Source organism: Pantoea sp. Lij88 (assembly GCF_030062155.1).
In the GTDB taxonomy this organism is placed as follows: domain Bacteria; phylum Pseudomonadota; class Gammaproteobacteria; order Enterobacterales; family Enterobacteriaceae; genus Pantoea.
In genome coordinates, this window is record NZ_CP118268.1 from 22,087 (window position 1) to 47,683 (window position 25,597).

Here is a 25,597-nt window from a genome sequence, read left to right on the forward strand (position 1 = left end):
GCTTATGTCACAACAGCAGATTGTCATTATCGGCGGAGGATTCACCGGCACCGCGCTGGCAATCCATCTGGCCCGATCCGGGCAGGCGGGCCTGCGCGTGACGGTAATTGAACCCCGGCCGCAGCTGGCTCAGGGCGTGGCATATGGCACTGCCGATCCGGCTCACCGCATCAATGTGCCGGCTGCCAGAATGCAGCTTGCGGGTGATGAAGAAGGAGCATTTGATCGCGACTATCGTGCATCTTCCGCTTTTACAGCCGATCCGGAGGCGTTGTGGGATGACGGCAGTGTCTATCCGCAGCGTGGTGAATTTGGTCGCTGGGTTAATGCGCAGTTTGTGCATCAACAGCAGCACTCACCTGTGCAACTCAGCCATCTGCGTGACAGCGCCGTGGCCTTTAAGGAGGGCGTGGTCACGACAGCGTCGGGGCAGCAGATCCGCGCCGATCAGGTGGTACTGGCGATCAGCCACCCACCGCCGGAACTGCCCACGCTGCTGAAGCCGTTACAGGACCATCCAGGATTGATTGCCAATCCCTGGCAACGCGACGCGCTGGCACAGATTGCACCTGACGATCGGGTCGCGATTATCGGTTCCGGGCTGACCATGTCCGATGTAGTGGCGTCACTGCATCGCCAGCAGCATCGCGGGGCCATAACCGTCTTCTCGCGTCGTGGTCAGTTGCCGCGTGCCAACCTGAGCGGTTGCGATGCGACCTGCACGCTGGACTACAGTCAGCCGCAGCCCGTCAGCGCGCGCGGCTGGTTACATCGGGTGCGTCAGGAGGTAAAACAGGCGGCGGCGAAGAATCTGCCCTGGCAACTGGTGCTGGATGATATCCGACGTAACGGCCAGCGCATCTGGCAGAGCCTTCCACTGCATGAGCAGCAGCGTTTTCTGCAGCATCTTCGCCCCTGGTGGGATGTTCACCGTTACCGGATTGCCCCACAGGTCAGCCTGGTCCTCAGCCAGCAGCAGGCCAGCGGGCAGCTGACGCTGCTGGCGGCGCGACTGGTCGCCGCTGACGCGGTTGGAAATCGTCTCCGGCTGACGCTGCGCCCGCGTGGTGCGCAGCCGGAAGCCCTGGAGGTGGATAGAGTGATTGTCACCACCGGGCCAGCGCATAACGCACTGCTTAACAGCAACGCGCTTCTGCGCCAGCTCCATGGCGATGGCGTCATTCAGCCTGACCCGCTGGCGCTGGGCATTCACGTCAACGCGCGGTCTCAGACGCTGAACGCGCAGGGCGACGTGAATCCTCATCTCTACGTGGCCGGGCCTGCTGCGCGGGGTCGCTTTGGTGAACTGATGGGATTACCGCAGGTGGCAGAACATGCTGAGTCTGTCGCGCGGCAACTCCTTACCGCCCCACCGCAGCCCTCCAGCGAGCGATGTCCAGGCTCGCTCACGTACTGAATCGTCCTTCCTGAAAAATCATTAAAAGGTGGGCGGCAAGCGATTGCCGCATCCGCTAAGGAGTCGCTATGTCATCGCAACGTGAAATTCGCCTGAATGCTTTCGATATGAACTGTGTTGGTCATCAGTCACCCGGTCTGTGGGCGCATCCCCGCGACCGCTCCTGGCAGTACAAAGATCTGGAATACTGGACCGACTTAGCACGCCTGCTGGAGCGCGGTAAGTTTGATGGGCTGTTTATTGCTGACGTGCTGGGTGTCTATGACGTGCTCAACGGGAATAACCATGCCGCCATCCGTCAGGCTACCCAGGTGCCGGTCAACGATCCGCTGGCGTTAATTACGCCGATGGCCATGGTGACGGAACATCTGGGCTTTGGCCTTACTGCCTCGCTGTCGTTTGAACACCCCTACCCGTTTGCACGACGGATGTCGACTCTGGATCATCTCACCAAAGGCCGCATCGGCTGGAACATTGTGACTTCTTATCTGGAAAGCGGTGCGCGTAATATCGGCCATCAGGCGCAGACCGACCACGATGCGCGCTACGACTATGCCGATGAATATCTGCAGGTCGTTTATAAGCTGCTGGAGGGCAGCTGGGAGGACGGTGCGGTCCTGCGTGACCGTGAGCGCCACATCTTCAGCGATCCGAATAAAATTCATCCCATCAATCATCAGGGGACGTTTTTCCAGGTGCCGGGCATTCATCTTTGCGAGCCGTCTCCGCAGCGTACGCCGGTGCTTTACCAGGCGGGCGCGTCCAGCCGGGGTAAAGCGTTTGCAGCGGAGCATGCCGAATGCGTCTTTGTGGCGGCGCCCTCGAAAGTGCTGCTGAAGAAAACCGTCGCGGATATCCGCCAGAGGGCCGCTGAAGCGGGACGCGATCCCCGTTCCATACTGATCTTCAACCTGCAGACGGTGATTGTGGGCGAAACCGACCTGGCGGCGCAGGCGAAATGGCAGGAGTACAAAAGCTATGTCAGTTACGAAGGCGCACTGGCGCTGATATCGGGCTGGACCGGCATCGATTTCGGGCAGTATCAGCCAGATCAGATACTGAAGCATCTGCATACCAATGCGATTCAGTCGGCGGTCGAGACATTTTCCACAGCTGATCCCAACCGTCAATGGACGGTGCAGGGCCTGGCCGACTGGGTGGGCATTGGGGGATTTGGTCCGCTGCTGGTGGGCAGCGCCGAAACCGTGGCCGATGAGCTGCAAAGCTGGGTTGAAGAGACCGACGTCGATGGTTTTAACCTCGCCTACGCCGTGACACATGAAACCTTTACCGATGTGGTGGAACTGCTGGTGCCGGAACTGCAAAAGCGCGGCGTCTACAAGCAGGACTATCAGCCAGGCACGCTGCGTGAGAAGTTGTTCGGACAGGGACCGCGGCTGGCGTTGCCCCATCCCGGCGCCGGTTATCGCCGACACGCGGAGGCGCAGGATCAGATACACAGCGCGGCAATCTCAGGATAAGTTCTGCCGGTGAAAACCGGCAATTCCCTTCGGGCCGGTAAAAAATAGCGGTTCAGGGTTTAGAAAACAGAATAATCGGAAGCGTACCGGATGAATTCAGCCCTTCATCCGGCTTTTAGTGTGGGCGCAATTTAAGTTTTAACTTATTGAATTTATTATAATAGTTATCATTATTTGTTGGTTGTTTAATCGCTGCGGAATACCTATAAAAGCCTCGTGACCTGCTGAATATAATAACGAGGATACGATGAGTACACTGAATATTGACGACACCCTGACCGCCCCGCCGCCACACTCTGCACCGGTTCGTTCGGTAAGTGATGTGGCCCGCCTTATCAACTCCCGAAGTGAGAAAAACAGTTACGCCCGCTGGATCGTTTTCCTGGCGCTGGGCGGCGTGTTCCTTGATGCCTACGACCTCACTACGCTCTCTTATGGCATTGACGATGTGGTGAAGGAGTTTGGCCTGACGCCGGTACTCACCGGGCTGGTGACCTCTTCCATCATGATCGGCACTATTGTGGGCAATCTGGTCGGCGGCTGGCTGACCGACAAATATGGCCGCTATTCAGTGTTTATGGCGGACATGCTGTTCTTTGTGGTCTCTGCCATCGCGGCAGGACTGGCACCCAACGTCTGGGTGTTAATTGGCGCGCGTTTTCTGATGGGCGTCGGGGTGGGGATCGATCTGCCGGTCGCCATGGCCTATCTGGCCGAGTTTTCTAAATTTTCCGGCAAGGGCAACAAAGCGTCGCGTCTCGCGGCCTGGTGCCCGATGTGGTACGCCGCGTCGTCGGCCTGTTTCTTTATTATTTTTGCGCTCTACTTCCTGTTGCCAGCCGAACACATCGACTGGTTATGGCGCGCGTCGCTGCTGTTTGGTGCCGTTCCCGCCCTGCTGATTATTGCGGTGCGCAGTAAGTTCATGAATGAGTCTCCTCTCTGGGCCGCCAACCAGGGCGATCTGAGCGGTGCGGTGCGTATCCTGCGCGACTCGTACGGCATTATTGCGCATGAAGAGCAGCCCGCTAAAACCGAAACTGTGAAGGCGGCCCCGAAAGTGAGTTTCCGCGTCCTGTTTCAGAAACCTTACCTCGAACGCACGATCGTCAGCGCAGTGATGAACGTCTGTATCGCATTTGAGTACACCGCCATCGCTTTCTTCCTGCCCTCAATTCTGGCGCAGTTTCTGGGTGCGGGCGTGTTTGAGACCATTTCCGCCTCGCTGGGGCTGAATGCGCTGTTCGCCTTTACCGGCGGCCTGCTGGGTATGCGTCTGGCATGGAAGTTCCCCTCACGACATGTGGCGATTGCGGGCTTTGCGCTGCAGTTTATCGCGCTGATTGCGCTGGCATTAATCGGTCATCCGCAGGCAACCTCAGCCGTCGTCTTTGCGGTGCTGCTGCTGGGACTCTGGCTGTTCGCCGAAGGGTTTGGCCCTGGCGCGCAGTTGATGATCTATCCGGCACTCTCCTACCCGACCCACATTCGCGCGACCGGTGTCGGTTTCAGCCGCTCACTCTCGGGCATTGGCAGTGCGCTGGCGCTGTTCATTCTGCCCATTCTGCAGGCCCGTTACGGCACCAACATGTTCTGGATTGTCTCTCTCGCCGCTCTCATTCCGATTATTTTCCTGTTGATTGTTCGGTTTGAACCGACCCGACAGGACATTGATGAACAACCCGAATCCGGAGAAGATTATGTCTGAATTAAGCCGTACTGAATTTGCCGCGCTGACCGAACAGTTCCGGCCGCTTTTTGCCCGTATTGCTGAAGGTGCTGCTACGCGTGAAATCGATCGCACTCTGCTGCATGAGCCGATCCGCTGGCTGAAAGAGGCGCGATTCGGCACGCTGCGGATCCCCAAAGAAGAAGGCGGCTTCGGCGTCTCGCTGCCCCAGCTTTTTTCCCTGCTGACAGCGCTGGCCGAAGCAGATTCGAATCTGCCGCAGGCACTGCGCGCGCACTTCGCCTTTATCGAAGACCGCCTGAACCAGCCGGAGAGTGAGGATCGACGGCGCTGGTTCCGCCGTTTTGTAGATGGTGAACTGGTGGGCAGTGGCTGGAGTGAAATCGGGGCGGTTAAGCTCGGAGACGTTATCACCCAGGTTTCTCCGGTTCAGGGAGGATGGGCACTCAGCGGAGAGAAGTTTTACAGCACCGGCACACTCTATGCCGACTGGATCGATGTCTATGCAAAGCGCACCGATAATGGCCGTGACGTCATCGCGCTGGTGAACACGCATCAGAATGAGGTGGAACGTGAGGATGACTGGGATGGCTTCGGGCAACGGCTGACCGGCAGCGGCACCACGCGCTTTAAACATGCCCATGTGGAACAGCCTCACGTTTATGATTTCAGTGAGCGCTTCCGCTATCAGACGGCGTTTTATCAGCATGTGTTATTGGCCACGCTTGCTGGCATCGGGCGGGCCGTAGTGCGCGATGCATCACAGGGTGTGGCGCAGCGTAAACGGATTTACAGCCACGGCAATGCGCCTCAGGTTAAGCAGGATGTGCAGGTGCTGCAGGTGGTCGGTCAGATCAGCAGCTGGGCCTGGGCGGCTGAAGCGGCTGTTGATCGGGCGACCCACTCATTACAACGGGCATTTGAACTGCAACTGAGCGGTGCCAATGAAGCAGATCTTCGCGCGGCGAACGTTCAGGCCGAGGTGGAGTCTGCAAGGGCGCAGGTGGTCGCGGTGGAGTTAGTGACACGTGCCGCCACGGAGTTCTTTAATGCACTTGGCGCGTCCGATACCCGCATCAGCAAGGCGCTGGATCGCCACTGGCGTAACGCCCGCACGGTCTCATCACATAACCCGGTGATCTACAAAATCCGCAATGTGGGAGACTGGGAGGTAAACCGCAAAGATCCAACGTTTATCTGGCAGATAGGCAACGGCGAAGGGGCATAAAACAGCAAGGCCGGGTGATCCCGGCCTTGCGCGTTTAGCGGTGGTTCAGCCGTCGCGACAGCCGATCGCCACACAACTGAAGCAGTGTCACCAGCGCAACCAGCACCACAATCACTGTCACCATCACCTGCATATCAAACCGCTGATAACCATAACGGTACGCCAGATCCCCCAATCCTCCCGCACCGATGGCGCCGGCCATCGCTGACGCGTTGATCATCGTCACCAGCGTGATGGTAAAGCCGCTGACGATGCCCGGCCGCGCCTCCGGCAGCAGCACGTGCCAGATTATATGCCAGCGATGAAATCCCATGGCCTGCGCCGCTTCGGTCAGCCCTTTATCAACTTCTCGCAGGCTGACTTCCGCAATACGGGCAAAAAACGGGGTGGCCGCCAGGGTGAGCGGTACGATGGCTGCCCAGACGCCATAGGTGGTTCCCACAATCCAGCGGGTAAAGGGAATTAACGCCACCATCAGGATCAGAAATGGAATTGAGCGAAAGAGGTTGACGACCCAGCCCAGCACCCGATTGAGTAGCGGACTGGGGAAAAGATCGCCGCGTCCGCTGACCACCAGAATGACCGCCATCGGTAAGCCCAGCGCGAGCGCCAGCGCAGAGGAGACGCCCACCATTAGCAGCGTATCCAGAAAGGCGACCCACAGACGTTCAATAGCCGGTGACATAACCTAATACCTCCAGTCGATCGGCGATATGCGCCAGTTGAGTTGTCACAGATTGCGCCTCATGTTGTGAATCCAGCAGGAGCAGCAACTGGCCGGTAGGTTTGTGGTCAACCCACTCGACAGCGCTGTAGATCAGGGTGATTTCACCCGATATCTGTGCACTCAGCGCACCGATATCGGGTTGTGCACCCTGCCCTGTGTAACGTAACCGCACTAACAGTCGGGCGCGAGGATGCAGCCGCCGCGCATGGAGGCGAGTCGCAACAGACTCCGGCAGAGCCTGGTGGTTGGGGTTAAGCAGCTGGCGCGTCGTCTCATGCTGCGGATCGCTGTAGACCTGCCAGACCGGGCCGCGCTCGATGATCTCACCCTGGTCGATTACCGCCACGTTATGGCAGAGGTCGTGCACTACATCCATCTCATGGGTGATCAGGACAATGGTGATATGACGCTGCTGATTGATTTTTTTCAGCAAAGCCAGAATGGCACGCGTCGTTTCGGGATCCAGCGCGGAGGTGGCTTCATCGCACAGCAGCAGCTCCGGATCGTGGACCAGCGCACGGGCAATACCGACGCGCTGTTTCTGTCCACCGGACAGCTGTGCGGGCCAGGCGTGTTGCCGCGCCTCCAGCCCGACCAGCGCCAGCAGCTCATCCACTTTACGCGCCCGCACGGCAGCAGGCACGCCTGCCACTTTTAGCGGCAGCTCAATATTCTGCCGTACGGTTTTGGCCGACAGCAGATTGAAGTGCTGGAAAATCATGCCCGTGCTGCGCCGCCATTCGACCAGTTGCCGCGCGTTAAGCGCGCTGATGTCGGTGCCGTCAATAACAATGCGTCCGGCCGTGGGATCTTCCAGACGATTGAGGCAGCGGATGAGCGTCGATTTCCCCGCGCCGCTGCGGCCGATGATGCCGAAAATCTCACCACGCTGGATGTCCAGATTAATATTATGCAGCGCATCCAACTGCTGACCAGGATAGCGTTTACTCAGCGCTTCAATGGTGACATGGGAAGCGCCGCTGGCGGTGTCATAGGGCAACGTCCTCGCGTCCGGAATGACCAGGCTGACCATGATTACTGGCTCCAGCCTGGCTGGTAGAGCTTGCCATAGAAGTTGTCGAGACTGGCGCGTACCACCGGCGAGTGCTGATAGATATCAACAAACTTTGCCAGTCGCGGATCATCCTGATGGCCCTGACGGATTACAAACTGAATCACATATTCCGGGTGCTCCAGCCCGTCGAACAGCAGCGCCTTATTGGGATCAATCGTCTTTGCCAGACGCAGATAGTGTGGGTAGCCCTGCGCTAAGTCGACCTCTTCCAATGACCGTGAGAGCTGTACCGCTTCGACTTCGATGATTTTCAGCTTTTTAGGGTTGCTGACGATGTCATCAACGGTTGCTTTCAGTCCCACACCCGGTTTCAGCGTAATCAGCCCCGCCTTCTGCAGCAGCAATAATCCGCGTGCACCATTAATCGGATCGTTGGCGATAGCTACGGTGCCGCCTTCGGGAACCTGAGCAATCGCGCTGTGTTTTTTGGAATAAAGACCAATGTTATTAATGATGGCCGGCGCATAAGCGACCAGGTGGAAGCCGCCGGACTGATTAGCATTCTCCAGAAAAGGCTTATGCTGGAACAGATTGACGTCGATATCGCCATTCTCCACGCTGACGTTAGGTGCGGTCCAGTCGGTAAATTCGACCAGTTCAACAGCCAGTCCCTGCTTCTTTGCTTCAGCGACGGCGGTTTCCAGCGGCGGGGCAAACGCGGCGGTGGTGCCCACTTTAAGCGGGCCGGAATAGTTCGCTGCGGTCGCAGCGGCACTGAGGGTCAGCAGCAGGCCGCCCAGTGCGGCGCGTAGTGTTTTTGAGCGTGTCATGGTGATTCCTTGAGGTTAAATAAATCAATATGGTCAGGTGGAATGACGCCAGCGTGCCGCCGGGTGACGATCGGGCAGGCGATCCTGCTGAAAAATTTTGTGGCGCAGTGAACCGGGCTGGTAAGCCGTTTTATAGCGCCCGCGCTGCTGAAGTTCAGGCACGACTAAATCGATAAAGTCGCGATAACTCTGCGGGTTCAGAATGCGGGTCAGGTTAAAGCCGTCAATGTCGCCCTCATCCATCCAGTGCAGCAGTGCGTCCGCGACCTGCGCGGGACTACCGATTATGAGTGGATAGCGACTGCCCATCGCATGCTGCTCCAGCAGGCGGCGACGGGTCCAGCCGCTGTAGGCTTTACTGACCGATTCGATAGCCCGGGTCTCACCGCTGACAATGGGTTCGTCGAGCTCATAGGCAGCCAGATCGAGACCAATGGAACTGGAGAAATGGGCAATCCCCGCTTCCGGGCTGGCATATTCAAGATAACTGCGGTGTTTTTCCTGTGCTTCACGCTCTGTCGGTGCAACGATTACGCCGACTCCCATAAAGATGCGCAGATCATCTGCACGTCGGCCTGCCTCCACCGCTGCCTGCCGCAGCCGCTGAGTCTGCTGGCGCATCGCTGCGGGTGTCGCTGCGTTAACAAAAGTGCATTCGGCATGACGCGCAGCAAACTGAATCCCGCGTGCAGAGGTGCCGGCCTGAAACAGTAACGGCGTACGCTGAGGTGACGGGCTACTGAGGTGATAGCCTTCAACCTGATAAAATTCACCCTGATGCCTGACCGGGTGAATTTTCGTAGCGTCTGCGTAGAGACGATTTGGACGATCGACAACCAGCGCATCATCCTGCCAGCTTCCTTCCCACAACTGATAACTGACATCAAGAAACTCATCAGCCTGTGCATAGCGCTGATCGTGTGCCAGCAGCTGTCTGTTTCCCATGGCACGGGCGGCACTGTCCAGGTAGCCGGTAACGATGTTCCAGCCTATCCGTCCCTGAGTGAGATGGTCGAGTGTTGAAAGGCGGCGGGCAAAAGGAAAGGGTGCTTCATAACTGAGATTAGCGGTGACGGCAAAGCCAAGATGCTGTGTAACGCCCGCCATAGCCGAAACCAGCATCAGCGGATCGTTGACCGGTAGCTGAATTGACTCGCGTGCCGTTAGCGTAATGCCCTGCTGATAAACGTCATAAACGCCCAGAATATCCGCAATAAAGAGTCCGTCGAACAGCCCGTGTTCAAGCAGGCGCGCCAGATCTGTCCAGTAGCTCAACGTATTGAAGTCGGTTGAACGATCTTCCGGGTGCGTCCACATGCCGTGATGAATATGGCCGACACAATTCATGTTAAACGCGTTGAGCAGAACCTGTTTCTGAGTCATAGCGTGCCCCGGCGCGGTGGCAGTACGCCATTGAGCAGGTAATTCCCTATCGCGGGATATTTCCAGCGTACCGGATCATGCAAAGTATGGGTACGTGCGTTGCGCCAGTGGCGATCCAGATTATATTCGCGCAGGCTGGACCGTGTGCCGCCCAGTTCAAACAGCAGGTTAGAGGCCTCAAGAGAGACTTCGGTGGTCCAGGCGCGCGCTTTGGCTACTTCCACAGATGCCAGCGCCACCGTTGCGGCACCGGCCTGCTGCTGCGCGACATCGACTGCTGCACCCGCCTCCGCTAACAGCGCCTCGCCTGCACGCAGTCGTGCCGCCAGCCGACCGGTGCGGTCGAGCGTTAAGGGATCGTCAGTAGCGCGCGTCACGCCGCTGTCTGGCCAGGGCCGGGCGCGCTGACGCAGAAAATCGAGCATGTCATTAAAGGCGGCCTGCGCAATTCCCTGGTCAATAGCGGCGTGCATGATTTGCGCAAAAGGGCCAACAGCCGTTGGCCGCTCAAACGCTGTCTGAAAGGGCACCACATCTTCCGCATCCACCGTGACATTTTCGAAGAGGACGCTGCCGCTGCCGGTGGTGCGCTGACCAAACCCACTCCAGTCATCAATGACCGTGACCCCCGTCTGATGACGTGGCACAAATACCAGTTGCTCTTTGTCCTCTTCATCGCGCGCAGCCGTAGGGATGCGATCGGCAAACAGCGCACCGGTGGCGTAAAATTTAGTGCCATTGAGAACATCACCCCGGATCTGTGTGGTGCGATGATGTGCGGCACGGGAGGAGAACTCTGCCAGCGCATTGCCCAGATGCACCCCTGCCCGCACTTCCTGATACAACCGTTGTTTTTGTGATTCACTGCCGTTGACGCGTAGTACTTCCAGCGCGTAGTAGTGATTTTGCGGAACCTGACCAATTGCTGCATCAGCCTCGCTGATCAGCGTGATGACTGATGCGAGTGTGGCGGTCGAAACGGCAATGCCTCCATACGCCTGCGGCACGGTAATCGCCCCTAATCCTGATTGAAACAGTGTCTGCAGAGGAGCATAGGGAAGCTCACGGTCACGATCTCGCGTTGCGGCGCCCTCACGGAACTGCTGCGCCAGTTGCGCGGCCACTTCCAGCGCATGTTGCTCGCTGCGAATAGTTGTAGCGGGCTGTTTCGGCTCAACCTGACTCATTCTTTCTCCTTAAATCCATGCATGACGCGCGGGGTAAATCGCATTGAGGTAGTAATTGCCGATAGCGTGCGTTTTCCAGCGAACCGGATCGTGCAGCGTATGAGTGCGCGCATTGCGCCAGTGGCGATCCAGCCCATGTTGCAGGAGCGTGGCCCGACTTCCGCCCCACTCCAGCAGTTTTTCACTGGCCCGCAGCGCAATGTCGGTGGTCAGCACTTTTGCTTCCGCCACGGCGATAGAGGCGGCAGCGCTGTTTTCAGCCGTCAGCGCCTGCGGATCGAGGGCATCAAGCACTTTCGCCGCGCGGTTCAGCAGCGCATTTGCGGCGCTCAGTTCGGTACTGATGCGGCCAATGTCAGCCAGGATATAGGGATCATCAGCGTTGCGCCCTACGCCTGCGTCCACCCAGGGGCGTGAACTGCTGCGGACAAACGCCAGCGCATCGTCCAGCGCGCCCTGGGCGATACCGGCATCAATCGCCGCCTGAATCAGTTGCGATACCGCACCGCGCAGGGTCGGTTTTTCTGCGGGTAGCAAGGGGATAAGCAATGCAGGATCCACTGCAGCCCGATCAAGCCTTACCGTGCCGCTGGCCGTAGTACGCTGACCCATGCCTGACCAGTCATCAATAATCTCTACGCCGTCGGCGGGCAGCGGGATAAAAGCCATCACTGGCTCGTTATCATCCTGAAGCGCGGTCGTCACCAGAATGTCCGCAAACAGCGCCCCGGTTGAATAGAATTTCTCGCCGCTTAAACGTCGCTGCTCTCCTTCACTGACCAGACGCGCCTGAATGTCCCGCGTATGGCGGGTGTTCTTTTCGGGGCCTCCATTGCCGAGCCGCTTGCCGCTAACCACCGCCTGCAATAGCATTTCCTGCTGAGCCCGATCGCCCTCGCCGAGAATGAACTGAATCAGACCAAAATGATTCTGCGGGATCTGCCCCAGAGAAGGATCGCTGGCAGAAATAATGCGGAACACGTCCGCCACGGTCTGATAATTCAGGCCGCCACCGCCAAAGCTGCGCGGCACGCTGATACTGCCGAGTCCGAGCCGGGTAAACTGATCGAGAAGTTCACGAGGATAGAGCCGTTGCTGATCCCGCTCGATTGCGCCAGGTTTCGCCTGTTCAGCCAGAGAACATGCAACCTGAATAGCCTGTTCACGGGTTGTGATGATGGCTGCCTGACAGATGTCGGGTGTGGGTGAGATAAGATTCATGGCGCTTCCGGTAAATAGAGGGGCGTCAAAAGCAGACGGGCTGATATTGCACGCGTCACATTTATTAACATACTGAAAGGGATAATAATCAGTTGGTCAGAACGAAGTAAATAGCGGGGGTTATTACAATATTCGCAAAGCTAATTCGTAATACAGCTTTGCCTTTTTCAGTGATATCTGACTGGTACTAAAGAGGTAAAAGATGAGGGTTATTTTTAGAGTGAAAATCAGCCCCTGTCATATTCAGAGGCTGATTTTAAAATGAGATATTAATGCTGGAGGATTACTGGCTTACTGACTCTGGCATGGCTGAAGAGTGATGCGTTGAGATTTTCCAGCCTTTACCATCCCAGACATAAGTAAAGGTATAACGCGCGGTAACCTGAGTTTTATCTTTGAATGTAAAGGTATAAACGCCGGTATCGATCGCTTTATTACACCCAATCCGGATGGTGCGTGAATCGATTTTACCGCTTGGGCCTTTCTGCAGGAAGTCTTTGAAATAATCAATACGTTCCTGATCGGTCAGGCGTACCTGGTTTGAAATGGTTGGCAGCAGAACGGCATCGCTGGCATAGAGTTGTGAGACTTTTGTGGCGTCACCCGTTGCCAGAGTCTCATTCCAGGTATTGAACAGGCTCGCGACATCCTGCTCAGAGGTTTTAACGCAGCTTGCCGGTTCCTGTGCCATTGAAATAGCCGGAACGGTCGCCAGGCCTAAAAGGCACAGTGATAATAAAGTCTTTTTCATGAAAATAGTCCTTAACTTTTCCCTTGGATGATATCGGCGATTTTGAGTCATCTAAAACGCCGTTATGAAATGCAATAATCAACGGTGACGTGGTGATTCTTTTTGGCCATAAATGAGTCTGCAAAGAAATATCATTCTCAATTAAGTAAATAATATGACTGATGATTCCAGCACCGTGTTTGATATGCAGGAGTACAGAATATCTGATGTAAATTTCCATCCGGTATTTAAATCTCCAAAAAGTCACCATTTAGATTTTTGTTCTGCCTGGTGAGGCTAATAATTATTTCTGTAGCGTAAATAGCAGATGGTGTTTTAATAACTCTGAAACGTGTGAAACGATATAACGCTCAACGGGTTGTTATTTGAACATCCCACCTGGTACGTAATTATTGAGTAAACAGAATCATTAAACGCCATTTCTTTATCAGCATGAGTCTTTTTTGAGGCGGCAACCATAAAGGACTTCAGGCGAACGGTGTCCCTGCCCTGACCGACTCTGCCGTGGGCCCGACCGGTTGACTGAGAGGAATGTTATAACTTCGTATAATTGTTCTTATACGAAGTCATGACAGGACGAGGCAGCTGGGTTAAGATTGACACCAAAAAGTCGGCAATGAAAAATGACAACGCTACGTAAATTCTGCGCGGTTATCCCCCTGCTGCATTCCCAGAATTCACGTAGCGCGATCAAGGCTGTTTTTGGTTGATAAGTGAGCAATTATGAGCGAAGTAATGCCGTTGACCAGTCTGACGGTAAACCGGAACAGCGATATTGCTGAGCAACTCAGGCAGTTCGTCCAGGATAAAGAGGCTTTCTCACCGAATACCTGGCGACAGCTGTTGAGCGTCATGCGAATCTGCAGTCGCTGGTCGGAAGATAACCAGCGTAGTTTCCTGCCGATGAGCGCCGATGATTTGCGCGACTATCTCTCTTATCTGGCAGACAGCGGCCGGGCCTCCTCAACCGTTACGTCACATGCGGCGTTAATCTCAATGTTACACCGTAACGCCGGATTGCCAGTGCCCAATGTCTCTCCACTGGTATTTCGTACCATGAAGAAGATAAACCGCGTGGCCGTGATGAATGGTGAGCGGGCCGGACAGGCCGTTCCCTTCAGGCTCACTGACCTGCTGGTGCTGGATGGGCAATGGTCAGGTTCTGATAACCTGCAGATGCTGCGCGATTTGGCTTTTCTGCATGTCGCCTATGCCACGCTGCTCCGTATCAGTGAATTGTCACGGCTGCGGGTCCGTGACGTAATGCGCGCCGGTGATGGCCGCATCATTCTGGATGTGGCCTGGACAAAAACGATTGTGCAGACCGGCGGATTGATCAAGGCGCTCAGCGCCCGTTCAACTCAGCGACTGGAAGAGTGGATCACAGCGGCCGGGGTATCCAGCCAGCCTGATGCCTATTTGTTTAGTGCCGTGCACCGCTCCGGCCGGGCACTTATTTCCGAAAAGCCGATGAGCACACGGGCTCTTGAGCAGATCTTTAATCGTGCATGGATTAGCGCTGGAAAATCCGGTGCAGTGAAGGCCAATAAAAATCGCTATACCGGCTGGAGTGGCCACAGTGCCAGGGTCGGAGCGGCACAGGATATGGCCGATAAAGGTTATCCGATTGCCCGTATCATGCAGGAAGGAACCTGGAAAAAGCCGGAGACCCTGATGCGCTATATTCGTCATGTCGATGCCCACAAAGGCGCCATGGTGGAATTTATGGAGCAACACGCCGATCCCGATTTTCCCGGCTAACGACTTCATTTAACGCGTACCAAAGGTGTTTCCAGGTGGAAGTTATCCACAGAAAAAGTGGACAGCCTGTGTGTAAGCCGGTACGAACTCTGTGTGTGACGTGCACGGCGTGGGGTCATCCCACTGATTTGATTGATGTCTTATCACTGCCCTGCAGCCTGCGCTGTTTATCAGGTCGATCTTCACCTGTTAATCCCACGCTGGAATTCCCCCGTCTCAGCCGAAAGCCTGTATGAGACAGGGGATCCTTTTTACTGCGCGTAGCCTTTCTGTTTATCGCATCCGCCATGACAGCCGTGACAACCCCCCTTTTCCTCCCGGAGCATGACCGGTATTGACTGCACCCGGCTTCCGGCTTTACGCAATGCCAGCAGGATGAATCCGTTCAGCACCAGCACGCTTATCAGGCAGGTCGCACTGAATGCAGGATGTTCGGCAAATGTGACGGTCTGGTAGAACAGCGTGGCCGTGGTGTAGGCGATGTTCAGTCCCCAGAAGAATGAGAACATCATCCATTTTTTACCGGCTTCACGCGCAATAGCGCCCATGACAGAGACGCAGGGAACGTAGAGCAGGACAAAGATTAAGTAACTGTAGGCGGCAAAACCGCTGCCAAATTTGGCTGACATCACGCCCATTGAGCCGGTCGCCATCTCCCCATCGCCTTTGCTGGCTTCAATCGGATTGGCCAGCGCATCAATTCTGAACGCGGCAGTTAACCCTGCCCAGGTCTCTGTCAGCGCCTCTTTCAGCTCAGATGCCAGGCTAAAAGAGTGTGGGTCAAATGAATGGCTCTGGATAGCCTCTGTGGTGTAAAGGCTGTTAAGCGTGCCGACCACAACCTCTTTCGCCATGATGCCGCTCACCAGCCCCACGGTAGCCTGCCAGTTATCCTGCGTGACACCAATCGGCAACAGCACGGGCGTGATCGCTTTGCTGGTCGCCGCCAGTGCAGAATGGTTAATGTCATCCACCAGTTGGCCATTAAAGGCAAAACTGCTTAGTACGCCAATCAGCATGCTGACGAGGATGATCACCTGTCCGGCCCTTATCACAAACATTTTCAGCCGCTGCCAGGTCTGCAACAGCAGGCTTTTAAAATGAGGCCGGTGATAAACCGGCAACTCCATGATAAACGGTGAGACTTCTCCTCCCAGCAGGGTATGTTTGAGCACCAGCCCGGTAGCGATCGCCACCACAATGCCCAGCAGATAAAGTGAGAAAACCAGGCTGGAGCTGTGGGCGTTGAAGAATGCCGCGGCGAAAACCGCAAAGATGGCCAGCCGCGCACCACATGACATGAAAGGCGCAATCAAAACTGTCAGCAGCCGCTCACGCGGTGTGTCCAGCGTCCGGGTCCCCATGACCGACGGCACATTACAGCCAAAACCCACGATCAGGGGCACAAAGGATTTTCCCGGCAGGCCCAGCGACTGCATCAGCCGATCCATCACAAAAGCCGCGCGCGCCATATAGCCGGAATCCTCAAGGAAGGAGAGGAAAAGGAACATCAGGCCAATCTGCGGAATGATCGGCAGCACGGTATTGATACCCGCGCCGAGCCCCTGTGCCAGGAAAATAGTCAGCCAGTCCGGGAAGTGACAGACATAGCCGAGCCACTGCGCGCCATGAATGAATATCGCCACAGAACTGCTATCGAACAGCGGCTGCAGCGCGGCACCGATGTTGATAGAAAATACAAACATCACATACATCACTGCCAGGAAAATCGGAATGCCCAGCCAGCGGTTCAGGACAATTTTATCGATCTGGCTGGTCAGCCCGGCGGGCACTGCCTGATGAATGTTACTGACAGTCGTGCAAATCGCGTTGATGGCGCGATAGCGGTAATCGGCAATCTGAACGCCGGTATCACTTCCCGCCAGCTGCATAATCTCAGGTAAATGCGGAAGCAGTTCCGGGCACAGTGCCTGACTGTTGATATCTCCTTCCAGCAGCTGCAATGCCAGCCAGTAACGTTTTTGCGCGGCGATATCGGCGGGCATCTTATCACTGAGCTGCTCAATCGCCTGTTCAATGGCACCGGGATAACTCACCCGTTCCGGTGCGCGGTAGACATGAGGCTGGTCGATCATCGCTTTGAGCTGGGCGATGCCGTCACCTCGGGTTGAGGTCAGTGATACGACAGGACATCCCAGGCGCGCTGATAGCGCTGCGACATCAATAGTGATGTTATGGCTGGCGGCAATATCCTGCATGTTCAGGGCAACGATGCAGGGTACGCCGAGCTCCAGAAGCTGAAGGGTCAGGAACAGGTTACTTTCCAGACGGGAGGCATCAACGACGTTAATCACCACATCGGCGTGATCCTGAAAGAGATACTGGCAGGCGATGCTCTCATCGATGGAGCTTTCAGCGGAGAGCGTCGTGAGCGAACGTGTTCCGGGCAGATCGATGAGCCGGACATCTGACTGCGCGGTGAAAAATTGCCCCTCTTTACGTTCAACCGTGACGCCTGCCCAGTTACCGACCCGCTGACGTGCCCCGGTGAGTTGATTAAACAGCGTGGTTTTGCCGGTGTTGGGATTACCAATCAGCCCGATGGTTAACGTTTTCATCAGACGATTTCCTCCAGGATAATATCGGCCAGGTCACGCTGTCTCACTGCCAGGCTGACCCGACGGGTGCGTATCTGCACCGGATCGCCCATGGGCGCGACGCGAATCACCTCGACAACGGCGCCGGGTAACATGCCCATCGTCAGGAGTTTTTGCCGCCATGCGGAATTTACGGATGGCTGATAGCCCAGTATCCGGTAGGTGCTGCCGATGTTAATTGCCATAGCACGCTCTGCCTTTAAATAAGATGACATGATTTTACAAATGATAAGCGTTTCGGTTTTTGATCTGACATCGGGCAGGTGGTGAATTAACGCTGTCTTATTAAACTGCCGCTAAACAGGCAGTAAAACGGGAGGATTCAGAGTCCGGGGCGGTTTAATGAGAGGGCTGCAGCCGCATCGGTCTATCGTCGTCGGGGGATGAAAGAAGTTATGCCGGAGACAACACATCTCCGGCATCACGGGGCTACCTGATTGTTAGCGAAAAGGGGATGTATTGGCCTTATCGCTGCATAATCACCACGTCAGAAGTGATAATTCATGCCTGCGACTCCGCTGTAGTCGGTACGGAAAGTGCCGCCAAAGCTGCTTCTGGCTTTCACCTCCAGCGACCAGTTATCTGCGATCTTACCTTCGGCTCCCACATGCACGCGGTAGCGGTTATCAGATAACGCACCGAATTCACGGCGGGAGTGGCTGTCTGCGAGCGTCAGGCTGGAACCTGCTTTGCCCGGCGAATACTGATACCCGATGCCCGCTTTAACCATCAAATCCGGATTACTGCTCCACAGGCCGCGTTTTTTGACTTCCACGCCTGCGGTAGCAAAGTAAGGCGCGCCCGAACTGAGCTCAACCTGCGCACTGTCGCTCTTCAGTCCGAAGCCAGACAGATAGCCACTACTCAATCCAGCGTAAGGCGAGATAAACAGCGAACCGCGATCGGCAGTAAACTGATAGCCGGTTTTGATACTGCCAGCCAGAATATGACTGCTGGCTTTACCGTGCTGAATGCCCAGCACCGGATCAAACGTCAGATCCTGATTGAGGTGCATATAACGGGCGGCAGTATCAACAAACCAGCCTGCCGGAGAGGACCATGAGTAGTCCACGCCCACGCTTGCCAGGTGGTGAGTCCCCTGCCCATTGCCTTTGGTGGTTCCCTGGGTGTAGCCGGCATTAAAGCCAAACATCTGCGGCCCCTGCACGGTATCCCAGCCAAGATTCAGCGTTTGCTGGTTCACTCTGAACCCTTCAAAGCTTCCGCTGTTTTGCTCAATCGAGACCCAGTCGCCACTTTTTTCCGGAGAATTACGCAGCAGTGAGGCGCGGCCGTGCAGCTGGCTCACTGCTTCGCTGAAGAGATACTGACGCGAGGCCAGCAGCGCGCGCGTGTCACGAATCAACGGTTTGTTATCCCTGATGGTGAACCAGCCTGAAGCATTGTCATGGGCTGGATCTGCGGGTGTTTCTGTTTCAACTACTGGCGTAGCGACTTCTGCTGGAGTTTCAGGCCCGGCTGGGGTTGAAGGTTCAGACGCTGTTTCTGTGTCAGCCGGCGTTTCAGGAACGACAGGTTCCTCGGGTTCAGTCGGGGTATCCCTATCTGCAGGGGCATCCGGCGTCGCAGGCACGTCAGGGTCAGACGGTGATTCAGGCTCGGCTGGCATAACCGGATCCACCGGCGTTGAGGGTTCAGCGGGTACGTCCGGCACCGGCTCGGCGTTATGTGCCAGTACCCATTGCACGCGGCCCGCTGTTTCAATCACCTGATAATCCGGGGTATAGAGGCTGAAGCCACGGGCAACCATCGGCACGGTAAAGTAGTCATGTGCCGTGCCGGCAGGCGCATCGAGCAGCACAATGTCATTCAGCAGTTGTACTGATTTATCAGCATTTGTCAGTACGCTGATATCCAGCGTGTTATTGCTACCCGTGGCTGAGTGTTTGATCGTCACGTTGTCTCCCTGTTCACTCGCAGGAGAGGCCGCCAGGCTGATGCTCAGGCCGGTGGCATCCAGAGATTCGAGTGTGAGCTGTGAGGGTGTCCAGGCCGTTCCCTCTGCGGCCAGCATGGAGATCGCTGAACCTGGCAGGGCTTTTAAACTGCCAGGGTTACTGTTCCCGGTGAGCTGCCAGTACGCACCAGAATCCATCGTCATGGTGCTGGTTGCTGTACTCTGGATTGCACCCTCGTAATTCACTTTACCCAGATAGAGGCTGGCATCCTCGCCCAGCGTAATATTGCCGGAGACGGTGCTGGCAGCCAGTGCGGCTAGCTCAGTTGCCGTTCGCACAGGCTGGCTGCATTGCGTGTTATCCGTATTCATCACCGAATAGCAGCGCCACATTCTGTTCGCCTCAGAAGCGCTGGTGTTATAGCCGAGCATGACGCGGGATGAGTCATCCGCGAGAATATCTGCTTTGACCTGCGCATATTCGCCAACCTGCAGAGTACTGCCTTTACTGACCGCTATCTGGCGGGCACTGAACTGCGCCGTCGCCCATTCATCATCAATGACCAGACCGCCAGCATGACTCACAGGCTGGCCTGAGAGCAGTGCGGTTCCCTGTAATACATTCAGGTCTCCTTTGAGATCCATGCCGCCGGTTAATGCTGTCATGGCGCCAGAGCCCGGCGCATCGACGTTGACGTTGAGTATCCCATCGCTGGCACTGTCGCCCAGGAAGCCGCGAAACACACTCTGATTGAGCTGGGACAGACGATAATCGATTGCGGCACTGGCATCGGTTCCTAAATAGCGCCAGGTGGCGGTGCTGCTTTTATCGGTCGGGAAATAGCCGTAGGAAGACTGGTTAAGCTGGAAATATTCCGTGTCGTGAGTGTAGGGATTAGCATATTGATAAATCGATCCGATGGTCCCTTTTAGCTTACTTCCATTATATTTCTGCAGGGGAACCTCTGCGCGGTCGGAACCGATCAGGTTCAGCGTGGCGGCCTGATTGAGGTTGTGATTCAACAGCGTGGCGCCGTTGTCAGTATGGTTAATGCGTTTGAATGAAAGGCTGTTGCCGTTAAGGTCGAGTTTACCGCCACGGTACCCAAAAAAGAGGTTATCTGTGGCGACCTGTCCGGCATCGTTCAGGATGACCGTCGGGCGGCCACTCACTAATGTCACGGAAGAAAACGCCTGCTTTTTGCCATCCGCATCCGCCTGCTGATTCAGGATTACCGTGCCGTCACCCGTATTCAGGCTGCCGCCATTGATTCCACTGGCGTTGATATGGAGCGTGCCCGCGCCGATTTTATGCAGCGCATCACCGGCCAGTCCGTTAACCTGCCACTGCACGGTTTTACCGGCATCGACCTCGATACCGCCGCCTACCCAGGTGCTGTTCGTGTCGGTGGCAGATTTCACCAGGTAATCACTGGAGAATTGCAGCTTACCTGCCCCCAGATTAACTGACTGGTCCAGCACCAGCGTGCCGCCATCACCTTTAAAGCGCAGGTCTTTAGAAGCATTGAGTGCTGAGTCAGTGGCATCATCGGGTAACGCGGTATCAACGCCGTGCCAGGCCCAGCTATTCATTCCCTGTGTGATAGTGCCCATGCGCCAGTGCATTACACCCTCTACACGACTATCGGTAACATCGGGATCGGTATTCCCGGCTATCAATTGCTGAATGAATGAATCCTGAATGAAGTGGGCATAGGTTTTAAGGCCGTAATCAACCGTGCCATAAATCCCGTACGTCACGCCGGCCAGTTTCCACTGTTTTTCAACGTTGTCATAAACAAAAACCGGACTGCCGCTATCCCCGCCCAGACCGGCTATATCGAACGGTTGAACACGTTCATCACCAGGTGAGTAAAATGTCCAGATCAATGCAGTATAGGGGGCGTAAAAATAGGGATCAACGAAGGTGCCACCCGTTTTAAACTTGTACGCACTGGCAACCCATTCAGTCTCCTGCGTTTTCGCATTGACTCTATTTTGCAGGCCGGTGCCGACCCGGGCATATTGGGTGTAACGACCGGTATTCTTTAGCTCGGCGTCAGTAACGTAAGGAATCGCCGCGGTGTCAGTGACGACTTTGTTCAGACGTGGCGCATGAAAATCAGGATCCGTCATATCATTACGGTTGATCAGGCGATAGGTGGAGCTGTATTTAGCGTTATTACCAAACGTAACGGATTTGTAGCCACCGTTATGCCTGACGCCAGCGACATACGAGGGCGATATGAGCGTGGCATAGCCCAGCGTAGCCGCAGCACTGAAGTCAGGGATGGGATAATTCAGCGTGCCTGCCAGCGTGCCACTCACGGTATAGACATTAATGTTGTTAGCGCCAACAGAGTATTTACCCAAGTTTTCGCCAAAATCACGATAATCCTGCAATGAAACATCTTCTCTCATTAACCCTGCATGCGAGGCCAGACAGAACGAAAAGGTGCAACAAAAAAAGGCGGTTTTCTTTAACACGAAATCTCCCTAACTATAATAATTATTCTGTTCTGAAGTCTGAATCGGGGTAGATATAAAACTGACCCGAACGAATGAGTTTTCTCCTGAGTCATCCGGCAATGAAAGATGCCTGATCCGATATGATCAATAAGTTGTGCAGCCACTATGCTTTAACAAGGCGATAATAAAAGTTTTCATATGAGGATTTATAAAGCGTTGTACTTATCTTATTCACAACTAAACCGAACCCGAAATAACGCATTATCGCGCGCAATGGCATCTGACTTAATTCATCATGCTGTAAAATGAATTATTTATTATTCCATATTTGTTTAGTCAGGGTTGATTTTAGCGGGCAACGTTAAATGCATACCAGAGAAAAGTGCCTGCAAGAGGATAAGATATAAGGTCAAATGATACTGATCCTCCCGTAACAGACACTTCAGGATTATCTGCCGTGCTAATAGATACCTGAATGACGCTGCGCGTGTCTGATTCAGAAGGTGTAACGGACTGAATAAAGGAAATGGGCTTTATCAAATTTGAGTAAAATTATGTGAGGATAAATGCAGATGACATTTAAGAACAAAATCAGGATTCGCACATGTGCATCTGGTTTTCAGTCCGCATGCGATATCTGTATTTACTGTGGGAGTGATGAATCGCATTAACCTCATCCAGCATTTCTCCATCCTGAATGCGCACTACATCGCCTGTGTGGCAACTAAAGAGGGTGTCTGATAGCGTATAAGTTCATTACATCATTAGTTACATCATTCAATTATGCTTAAACAACAATTACGGCCCTTCGGGCCGTGCGGGGCGGCTTGTCAAAAGGCACTCGGAGTTTCAGAACGGCTCCGGATGGGTTTCGTCAGAAAATGCAGAGTGTTGCATCTTCTCCCTGTCATTGAATGAGCAGTTAAAGGGTGTTGTAACTAACTCATCTTACTGTTCTCTATAAAATCGACAGAGACAGGCTCTGATAAGCGCTACCCTGCCCCCGCGAACGCTACCGACATTGCTGTGTTGCAATAAGCATTTAAGAAACCCTGTAAATACTCTGTCAGATATCACCCCTGCCAGAAGTCAGCTTAATTAACTGGCGCAAAGAAAAGCAGTGACCTGGTTTCAGATCACTGCCGCATAATTAACCTGTAATAATCACTTCAGAACTCGAACCGATTTCACATCGATTTCGACACTATTCCAGTCTTTATCAACTTCACCTTCGAGGCGGACTTTATCACCCGGCGAAATTGATTGTCCCATCCAGCGCTTATCGTCGATATCCACATAAATAGTCCCGGTTGCATCTTTGAACTCGTAAAGCTCATGTCCAACCTGCCTGATAATATTACCGTCCAGAACAACCCATGCGTCATCACGCAGCGTTTTAACTTGTGCGACAGAGGCGACACCTGATGCCGGACCTTTAAATCCTCCCGCAGATGGCCCCTGCACGTCCGAATCAATAAAGCCTTCGTGTGCAAAAACACCCAGGCTCGCACCGGCGAGCAGCACGGCTAAAAGAATTTGCTTCATATTTTTATCTCCGTTTAAATTCCTGGCTAACTTACCGCGGAGATCTTAACGGGATCTTAATAAAAAAATGTGGCCAGAAATATTATTTCTTTTTCACAAGGAAGCAATAATATTTAAATACGCCATCATATTACTGAAATATTTAAACACCTTCTCTTCAGTTCACCTACAAAGGAATAACAACTCCCATACTGAATCTCATAAAAACAATGCTGGTTGTTATTTGACATCTTAATTACACATATCTGAGCATGAATAACTAAAGAAAATTGCCGTTGCAACGCTACTCTCTTTCGGCATAGATATACCCGGCATTACTTAATCTCCATTACCCACCTTGAAAGATGCTGAAGGACTTACAACCACCCGGACGGGTGGTTTTTTTTATGATTATCGTTAATCTCTCAGGGAAAGCCTGCACTCCGGTACAAAGGCGTTATCTGAAGAAGAGGCCTGCCAGCCTGGACGGTCCGGATTAAGGAAAGTTTTACTCCCATCAGCAGAAACGTGAGCCGATAACCCGCAGCCGGCTCTGGTGGTCCCGGCCTTATGTCACGTTATTGATCATCATTACGGCTTGCGGAACGCTGACGCCGGCATCGCTCTGAACAATACAAAACCTCATCCCAGCACTTTTCCCACTTTTTTCGCCATGACATCGGTTTGTTACAGGTTTTGCAGTAACGAACGGGTAAGGACTTTTTGTTGCCTTTAAACACTTCAGCCCCCTGTGCGAGCTATTTTCGTACTGACGTTAGTGCATCTGTCGTTTCAGTGTAGCTTATGCCGGTCACTCGTCTCCGGAGAGGTCCACCCGACCAACGCAATCAGCCATTCAATGCAGTCAGCACAGTTAAACCTGCGATGCTTTATACATCGCGGTGTATTATTCGCACGACGTTGCCCTCTATAACCTTACTATTACCAGGGTGGCTAAGTTGCCTCGGTAAAAAGCGACTGAATAAGGGCATCAGGCACAATACAGCGCCATCTGAACGCAGATTAATGCGGCCCGATTAATTGATAACCTCCTCAACTGCATGCTCAGAAGAAAAAGGGATGACGTTAACCTGCAAGTCACAGTACTTAAAGCGGATGAGTGGCGAGTGCTGAACCCTGCACCAGGTTGCATTAGAGGGCAGTGTTTGATGCAACGCATGCAATAATGCCGGAAGAAAATATCTTGCAAAGTTGCATTGAGGATCGGTTAACGGCTTATTAAACCCGGACTGACGCAGAACCAGACGTAATTATTACCGTAAATAACCACTTTAATGTCATGAGCAGGTACATACGACGTCGCTTAAGTTGTAGCCAACTATTTGAGAATGTTGCAGCGTTAAAAAAGATTTAAACCAACCGGCAGACAATAGCCTGCGCCGTTTTTACCGCATCTTTCAGTGACCGGCCAGGCGAAGCGGCATTTTCAAAGTTCATTATTTTCATGCAGTTAAATAAATCCGTCATGTTCATACCGCCCTGTGTTAATTATGCGTAATTAATGCCTGGACAATCGTCGCATCATAATTACCCGATGAAGGCTCGACATATCCGGTTCCAGCTGCTGGAAGACGAAGCTTCGTTCTTCCCGAAACGTTAAGACCTAAAATTAACGACGTTGTTGAGCGGGCACTTCATCAGGATGAGCCGGATAACCCATAACGTGAGTAAATTATCCGGGGTCTCAGGTGAAGCCTTTTTTTGACATTTCGTGGGTCAGGTGCAAAAAACAGAGTAAATTTACTTTTGTTTAACGACCTGGCGTTAAATAGAGTTTCAACTCTCTCAGAAAGCGATTAATATGTCTGCGTTGAACTATCGGTTCTGTATTTTGATTCTTCGAAGGCAAGCATCTTAAAAAGCAGGTCTGACGAAAAGCATCAGCGTGAACCCGCTCTGTATTTTATTATCTGAACAAGACTATGGTGACTTTGATGAGTGACACTCTCAACAGCTTGAATAATATCCGTACCCTTCGCGCTAACGCTCGCGAGCTTGACCTGTCTGCCCTGGAAGAAATGCTGGAAAAACTGTCAGTTGTAGTCAGTGAGCGTCGTGAAGAAGCTCAGGCTTCTGAAGCCGCTAATCGTGAAAAAGCGGAGAAACTGGCAAAATACCGTGAATTGCTGTTGCAGGAAGGCATCGATCCAAACGAACTGTTAAATGGTATGCCGACTGCGCCAGCAGAGAAGAAAAAACGTGCGCCTCGTCCGGCTAAATATCAGTACACCGACGAAAATGGTGAAGTTAAGCAGTGGACTGGCCAGGGTCGTACCCCATCAGCGATTAAATCTGCCATTGATGCAGGTAAATCGCTGGACGATTTCCTGATTTAATCATTGATGAAACCCGCCTG

19 protein-coding genes are annotated in these 25,597 nt (G+C 54.0%); 6 read left to right on the plus strand and 13 right to left on the minus strand.

Annotated elements, in window-relative coordinates; genetic code table 11:
• Positions 1–4: 4 nt before the first annotated feature.
• The 4 genes from PU624_RS03295 (at position 5) to PU624_RS03310 (ending at position 5,816) form a co-directional block, all read left to right on the plus strand.
• Complete coding sequence (locus PU624_RS03295; protein WP_283545256.1) at positions 5–1,417, plus strand: FAD/NAD(P)-binding protein; 1,413 nt, start codon at positions 5–7, stop codon at positions 1,415–1,417.
• Between the two features lie 68 nt (positions 1,418–1,485).
• Complete coding sequence (locus tag PU624_RS03300; RefSeq protein ID WP_283545257.1) at positions 1,486–2,898, plus strand: LLM class flavin-dependent oxidoreductase; 1,413 nt, start codon at positions 1,486–1,488, stop codon at positions 2,896–2,898.
• 247 nt (positions 2,899–3,145) lie between these two features.
• On the plus strand, positions 3,146–4,606 hold the full coding sequence (locus PU624_RS03305) for an MFS transporter (RefSeq protein ID WP_283545258.1): 1,461 nt from the start codon (positions 3,146–3,148) through the stop codon (positions 4,604–4,606).
• The gene (locus PU624_RS03310; RefSeq protein ID WP_283545259.1) at positions 4,599–5,816 is read left to right on the plus strand and encodes an acyl-CoA dehydrogenase family protein; all 1,218 of its coding nucleotides are present in this window, start codon (positions 4,599–4,601) and stop codon (positions 5,814–5,816) included. Before PU624_RS03305 ends, PU624_RS03310 begins: the two co-directional genes overlap by 8 nt.
• Before the next feature lie 34 nt (positions 5,817–5,850).
• Here the strand turns inward: PU624_RS03310 and PU624_RS03315 are convergent, their stop codons facing one another.
• The 8 genes from PU624_RS03315 to PU624_RS03350 all read right to left on the minus strand — a co-directional run bounded on the left by PU624_RS03315 (position 5,851) and on the right by PU624_RS03350 (position 13,150).
• Positions 5,851–6,501, minus strand: coding sequence for a methionine ABC transporter permease (locus PU624_RS03315; protein ID WP_283545260.1), 651 nt, complete (start codon positions 6,499–6,501; stop codon positions 5,851–5,853).
• The gene (locus tag PU624_RS03320) at positions 6,485–7,576 is read right to left on the minus strand and encodes a methionine ABC transporter ATP-binding protein (protein ID WP_283545261.1); all 1,092 of its coding nucleotides are present in this window, start codon (positions 7,574–7,576) and stop codon (positions 6,485–6,487) included. Before PU624_RS03320 ends, PU624_RS03315 begins: the two co-directional genes overlap by 17 nt.
• Positions 7,577–7,578: 2 nt before the next feature.
• Positions 7,579–8,388, minus strand: coding sequence for a MetQ/NlpA family ABC transporter substrate-binding protein (locus PU624_RS03325; protein ID WP_283545262.1), 810 nt, complete (start codon positions 8,386–8,388; stop codon positions 7,579–7,581).
• 33 nt (positions 8,389–8,421) lie between these two features.
• Entirely contained in the window at positions 8,422–9,771 is a 1,350-nt protein-coding gene (locus PU624_RS03330) for an LLM class flavin-dependent oxidoreductase (protein ID WP_283545263.1), read from the minus strand.
• Complete coding sequence (locus PU624_RS03335) at positions 9,768–10,958, minus strand: SfnB family sulfur acquisition oxidoreductase (protein ID WP_283545264.1); 1,191 nt, start codon at positions 10,956–10,958, stop codon at positions 9,768–9,770. The genes PU624_RS03330 and PU624_RS03335 overlap by 4 nt, the downstream gene beginning before the upstream one ends.
• Before the next feature lie 9 nt (positions 10,959–10,967).
• The gene (locus PU624_RS03340; protein ID WP_283545265.1) at positions 10,968–12,179 is read right to left on the minus strand and encodes an SfnB family sulfur acquisition oxidoreductase; all 1,212 of its coding nucleotides are present in this window, start codon (positions 12,177–12,179) and stop codon (positions 10,968–10,970) included.
• Positions 12,180–12,462: 283 nt separating this feature from the next.
• Entirely contained in the window at positions 12,463–12,930 is a 468-nt protein-coding gene (locus PU624_RS03345) for an SgcJ/EcaC family oxidoreductase (RefSeq protein WP_283545266.1), read from the minus strand.
• Positions 12,842–13,150, minus strand: a complete 309-nt coding sequence (locus tag PU624_RS03350; RefSeq protein ID WP_283545303.1) for a hypothetical protein — start codon at positions 13,148–13,150, stop codon at positions 12,842–12,844. The genes PU624_RS03345 and PU624_RS03350 overlap by 89 nt, the downstream gene beginning before the upstream one ends.
• Before the next feature lie 503 nt (positions 13,151–13,653).
• Here PU624_RS03350 and PU624_RS03355 point away from each other — a divergent pair.
• Complete coding sequence (locus tag PU624_RS03355) at positions 13,654–14,691, plus strand: tyrosine-type recombinase/integrase (RefSeq protein ID WP_283545267.1); 1,038 nt, start codon at positions 13,654–13,656, stop codon at positions 14,689–14,691.
• Positions 14,692–14,942: 251 nt separating this feature from the next.
• Here the strand turns inward: PU624_RS03355 and feoB are convergent, their stop codons facing one another.
• The 5 genes from feoB to PU624_RS03380 all read right to left on the minus strand — a co-directional run bounded on the left by feoB (position 14,943) and on the right by PU624_RS03380 (position 23,960).
• Positions 14,943–17,270 (minus strand): Fe(2+) transporter permease subunit FeoB, encoded by a 2,328-nt coding sequence (gene feoB / locus PU624_RS03360; protein WP_283545268.1) that lies wholly within the window; start codon positions 17,268–17,270, stop codon positions 14,943–14,945.
• Positions 17,270–17,494 (minus strand): FeoA domain-containing protein, encoded by a 225-nt coding sequence (locus tag PU624_RS03365; protein WP_283545269.1) that lies wholly within the window; start codon positions 17,492–17,494, stop codon positions 17,270–17,272. The genes feoB and PU624_RS03365 overlap by 1 nt, the downstream gene beginning before the upstream one ends.
• A 302-nt stretch (positions 17,495–17,796) precedes the next feature.
• Positions 17,797–21,648, minus strand: a complete 3,852-nt coding sequence (locus PU624_RS03370; RefSeq protein ID WP_283545270.1) for a S6 family peptidase — start codon at positions 21,646–21,648, stop codon at positions 17,797–17,799.
• 1,212 nt (positions 21,649–22,860) lie between these two features.
• Positions 22,861–23,241: a YgiW/YdeI family stress tolerance OB fold protein gene (locus tag PU624_RS03375; protein ID WP_283545271.1), complete on the minus strand. Its 381-nt coding sequence runs from the start codon at positions 23,239–23,241 to the stop codon at positions 22,861–22,863.
• Positions 23,242–23,798: 557 nt separating this feature from the next.
• The gene (locus PU624_RS03380) at positions 23,799–23,960 is read right to left on the minus strand and encodes a DUF2256 domain-containing protein (RefSeq protein ID WP_283545272.1); all 162 of its coding nucleotides are present in this window, start codon (positions 23,958–23,960) and stop codon (positions 23,799–23,801) included.
• A 1,215-nt stretch (positions 23,961–25,175) separates the two neighbouring features.
• On the opposite strand from PU624_RS03380, the gene PU624_RS03385 reads away from it, so the two are divergent.
• The gene (locus PU624_RS03385) at positions 25,176–25,577 is read left to right on the plus strand and encodes an H-NS family histone-like protein (protein ID WP_283545273.1); all 402 of its coding nucleotides are present in this window, start codon (positions 25,176–25,178) and stop codon (positions 25,575–25,577) included.
• Positions 25,578–25,597: the final 20 nt, after the last annotated feature.

Excerpts from the sequence above, each read along its gene's own strand:
- PU624_RS03295 (WP_283545256.1), top strand. The coding sequence starts at position 5 with ATGTCACAACAGCAGATTGTCATTATCGGCGGAGGATTCACCGGCACC.
- PU624_RS03300 (WP_283545257.1), top strand. The coding sequence starts at position 1,486 with ATGTCATCGCAACGTGAAATTCGCCTGAATGCTTTCGATATGAACTGT.
- PU624_RS03305 (WP_283545258.1), top strand. The coding sequence starts at position 3,146 with ATGAGTACACTGAATATTGACGACACCCTGACCGCCCCGCCGCCACAC.
- PU624_RS03310 (WP_283545259.1), top strand. The coding sequence starts at position 4,599 with ATGTCTGAATTAAGCCGTACTGAATTTGCCGCGCTGACCGAACAGTTC.
- PU624_RS03315 (WP_283545260.1), bottom strand. The coding sequence starts at position 6,501 with ATGTCACCGGCTATTGAACGTCTGTGGGTCGCCTTTCTGGATACGCTG.
- PU624_RS03320 (WP_283545261.1), bottom strand. The coding sequence starts at position 7,576 with ATGGTCAGCCTGGTCATTCCGGACGCGAGGACGTTGCCCTATGACACC.
- PU624_RS03325 (WP_283545262.1), bottom strand. The coding sequence starts at position 8,388 with ATGACACGCTCAAAAACACTACGCGCCGCACTGGGCGGCCTGCTGCTG.
- PU624_RS03330 (WP_283545263.1), bottom strand. The coding sequence starts at position 9,771 with ATGACTCAGAAACAGGTTCTGCTCAACGCGTTTAACATGAATTGTGTC.
- PU624_RS03335 (WP_283545264.1), bottom strand. The coding sequence starts at position 10,958 with ATGAGTCAGGTTGAGCCGAAACAGCCCGCTACAACTATTCGCAGCGAG.
- PU624_RS03340 (WP_283545265.1), bottom strand. The coding sequence starts at position 12,179 with ATGAATCTTATCTCACCCACACCCGACATCTGTCAGGCAGCCATCATC.
- PU624_RS03345 (WP_283545266.1), bottom strand. The coding sequence starts at position 12,930 with ATGAAAAAGACTTTATTATCACTGTGCCTTTTAGGCCTGGCGACCGTT.
- PU624_RS03350 (WP_283545303.1), bottom strand. The coding sequence starts at position 13,150 with ATGGAAATTTACATCAGATATTCTGTACTCCTGCATATCAAACACGGT.
- PU624_RS03355 (WP_283545267.1), top strand. The coding sequence starts at position 13,654 with ATGAGCGAAGTAATGCCGTTGACCAGTCTGACGGTAAACCGGAACAGC.
- feoB (WP_283545268.1), bottom strand. The coding sequence starts at position 17,270 with ATGAAAACGTTAACCATCGGGCTGATTGGTAATCCCAACACCGGCAAA.
- PU624_RS03365 (WP_283545269.1), bottom strand. The coding sequence starts at position 17,494 with ATGGCAATTAACATCGGCAGCACCTACCGGATACTGGGCTATCAGCCA.
- PU624_RS03370 (WP_283545270.1), bottom strand. The coding sequence starts at position 21,648 with ATGAGAGAAGATGTTTCATTGCAGGATTATCGTGATTTTGGCGAAAAC.
- PU624_RS03375 (WP_283545271.1), bottom strand. The coding sequence starts at position 23,241 with ATGAAGCAAATTCTTTTAGCCGTGCTGCTCGCCGGTGCGAGCCTGGGT.
- PU624_RS03385 (WP_283545273.1), top strand. The coding sequence starts at position 25,176 with ATGAGTGACACTCTCAACAGCTTGAATAATATCCGTACCCTTCGCGCT.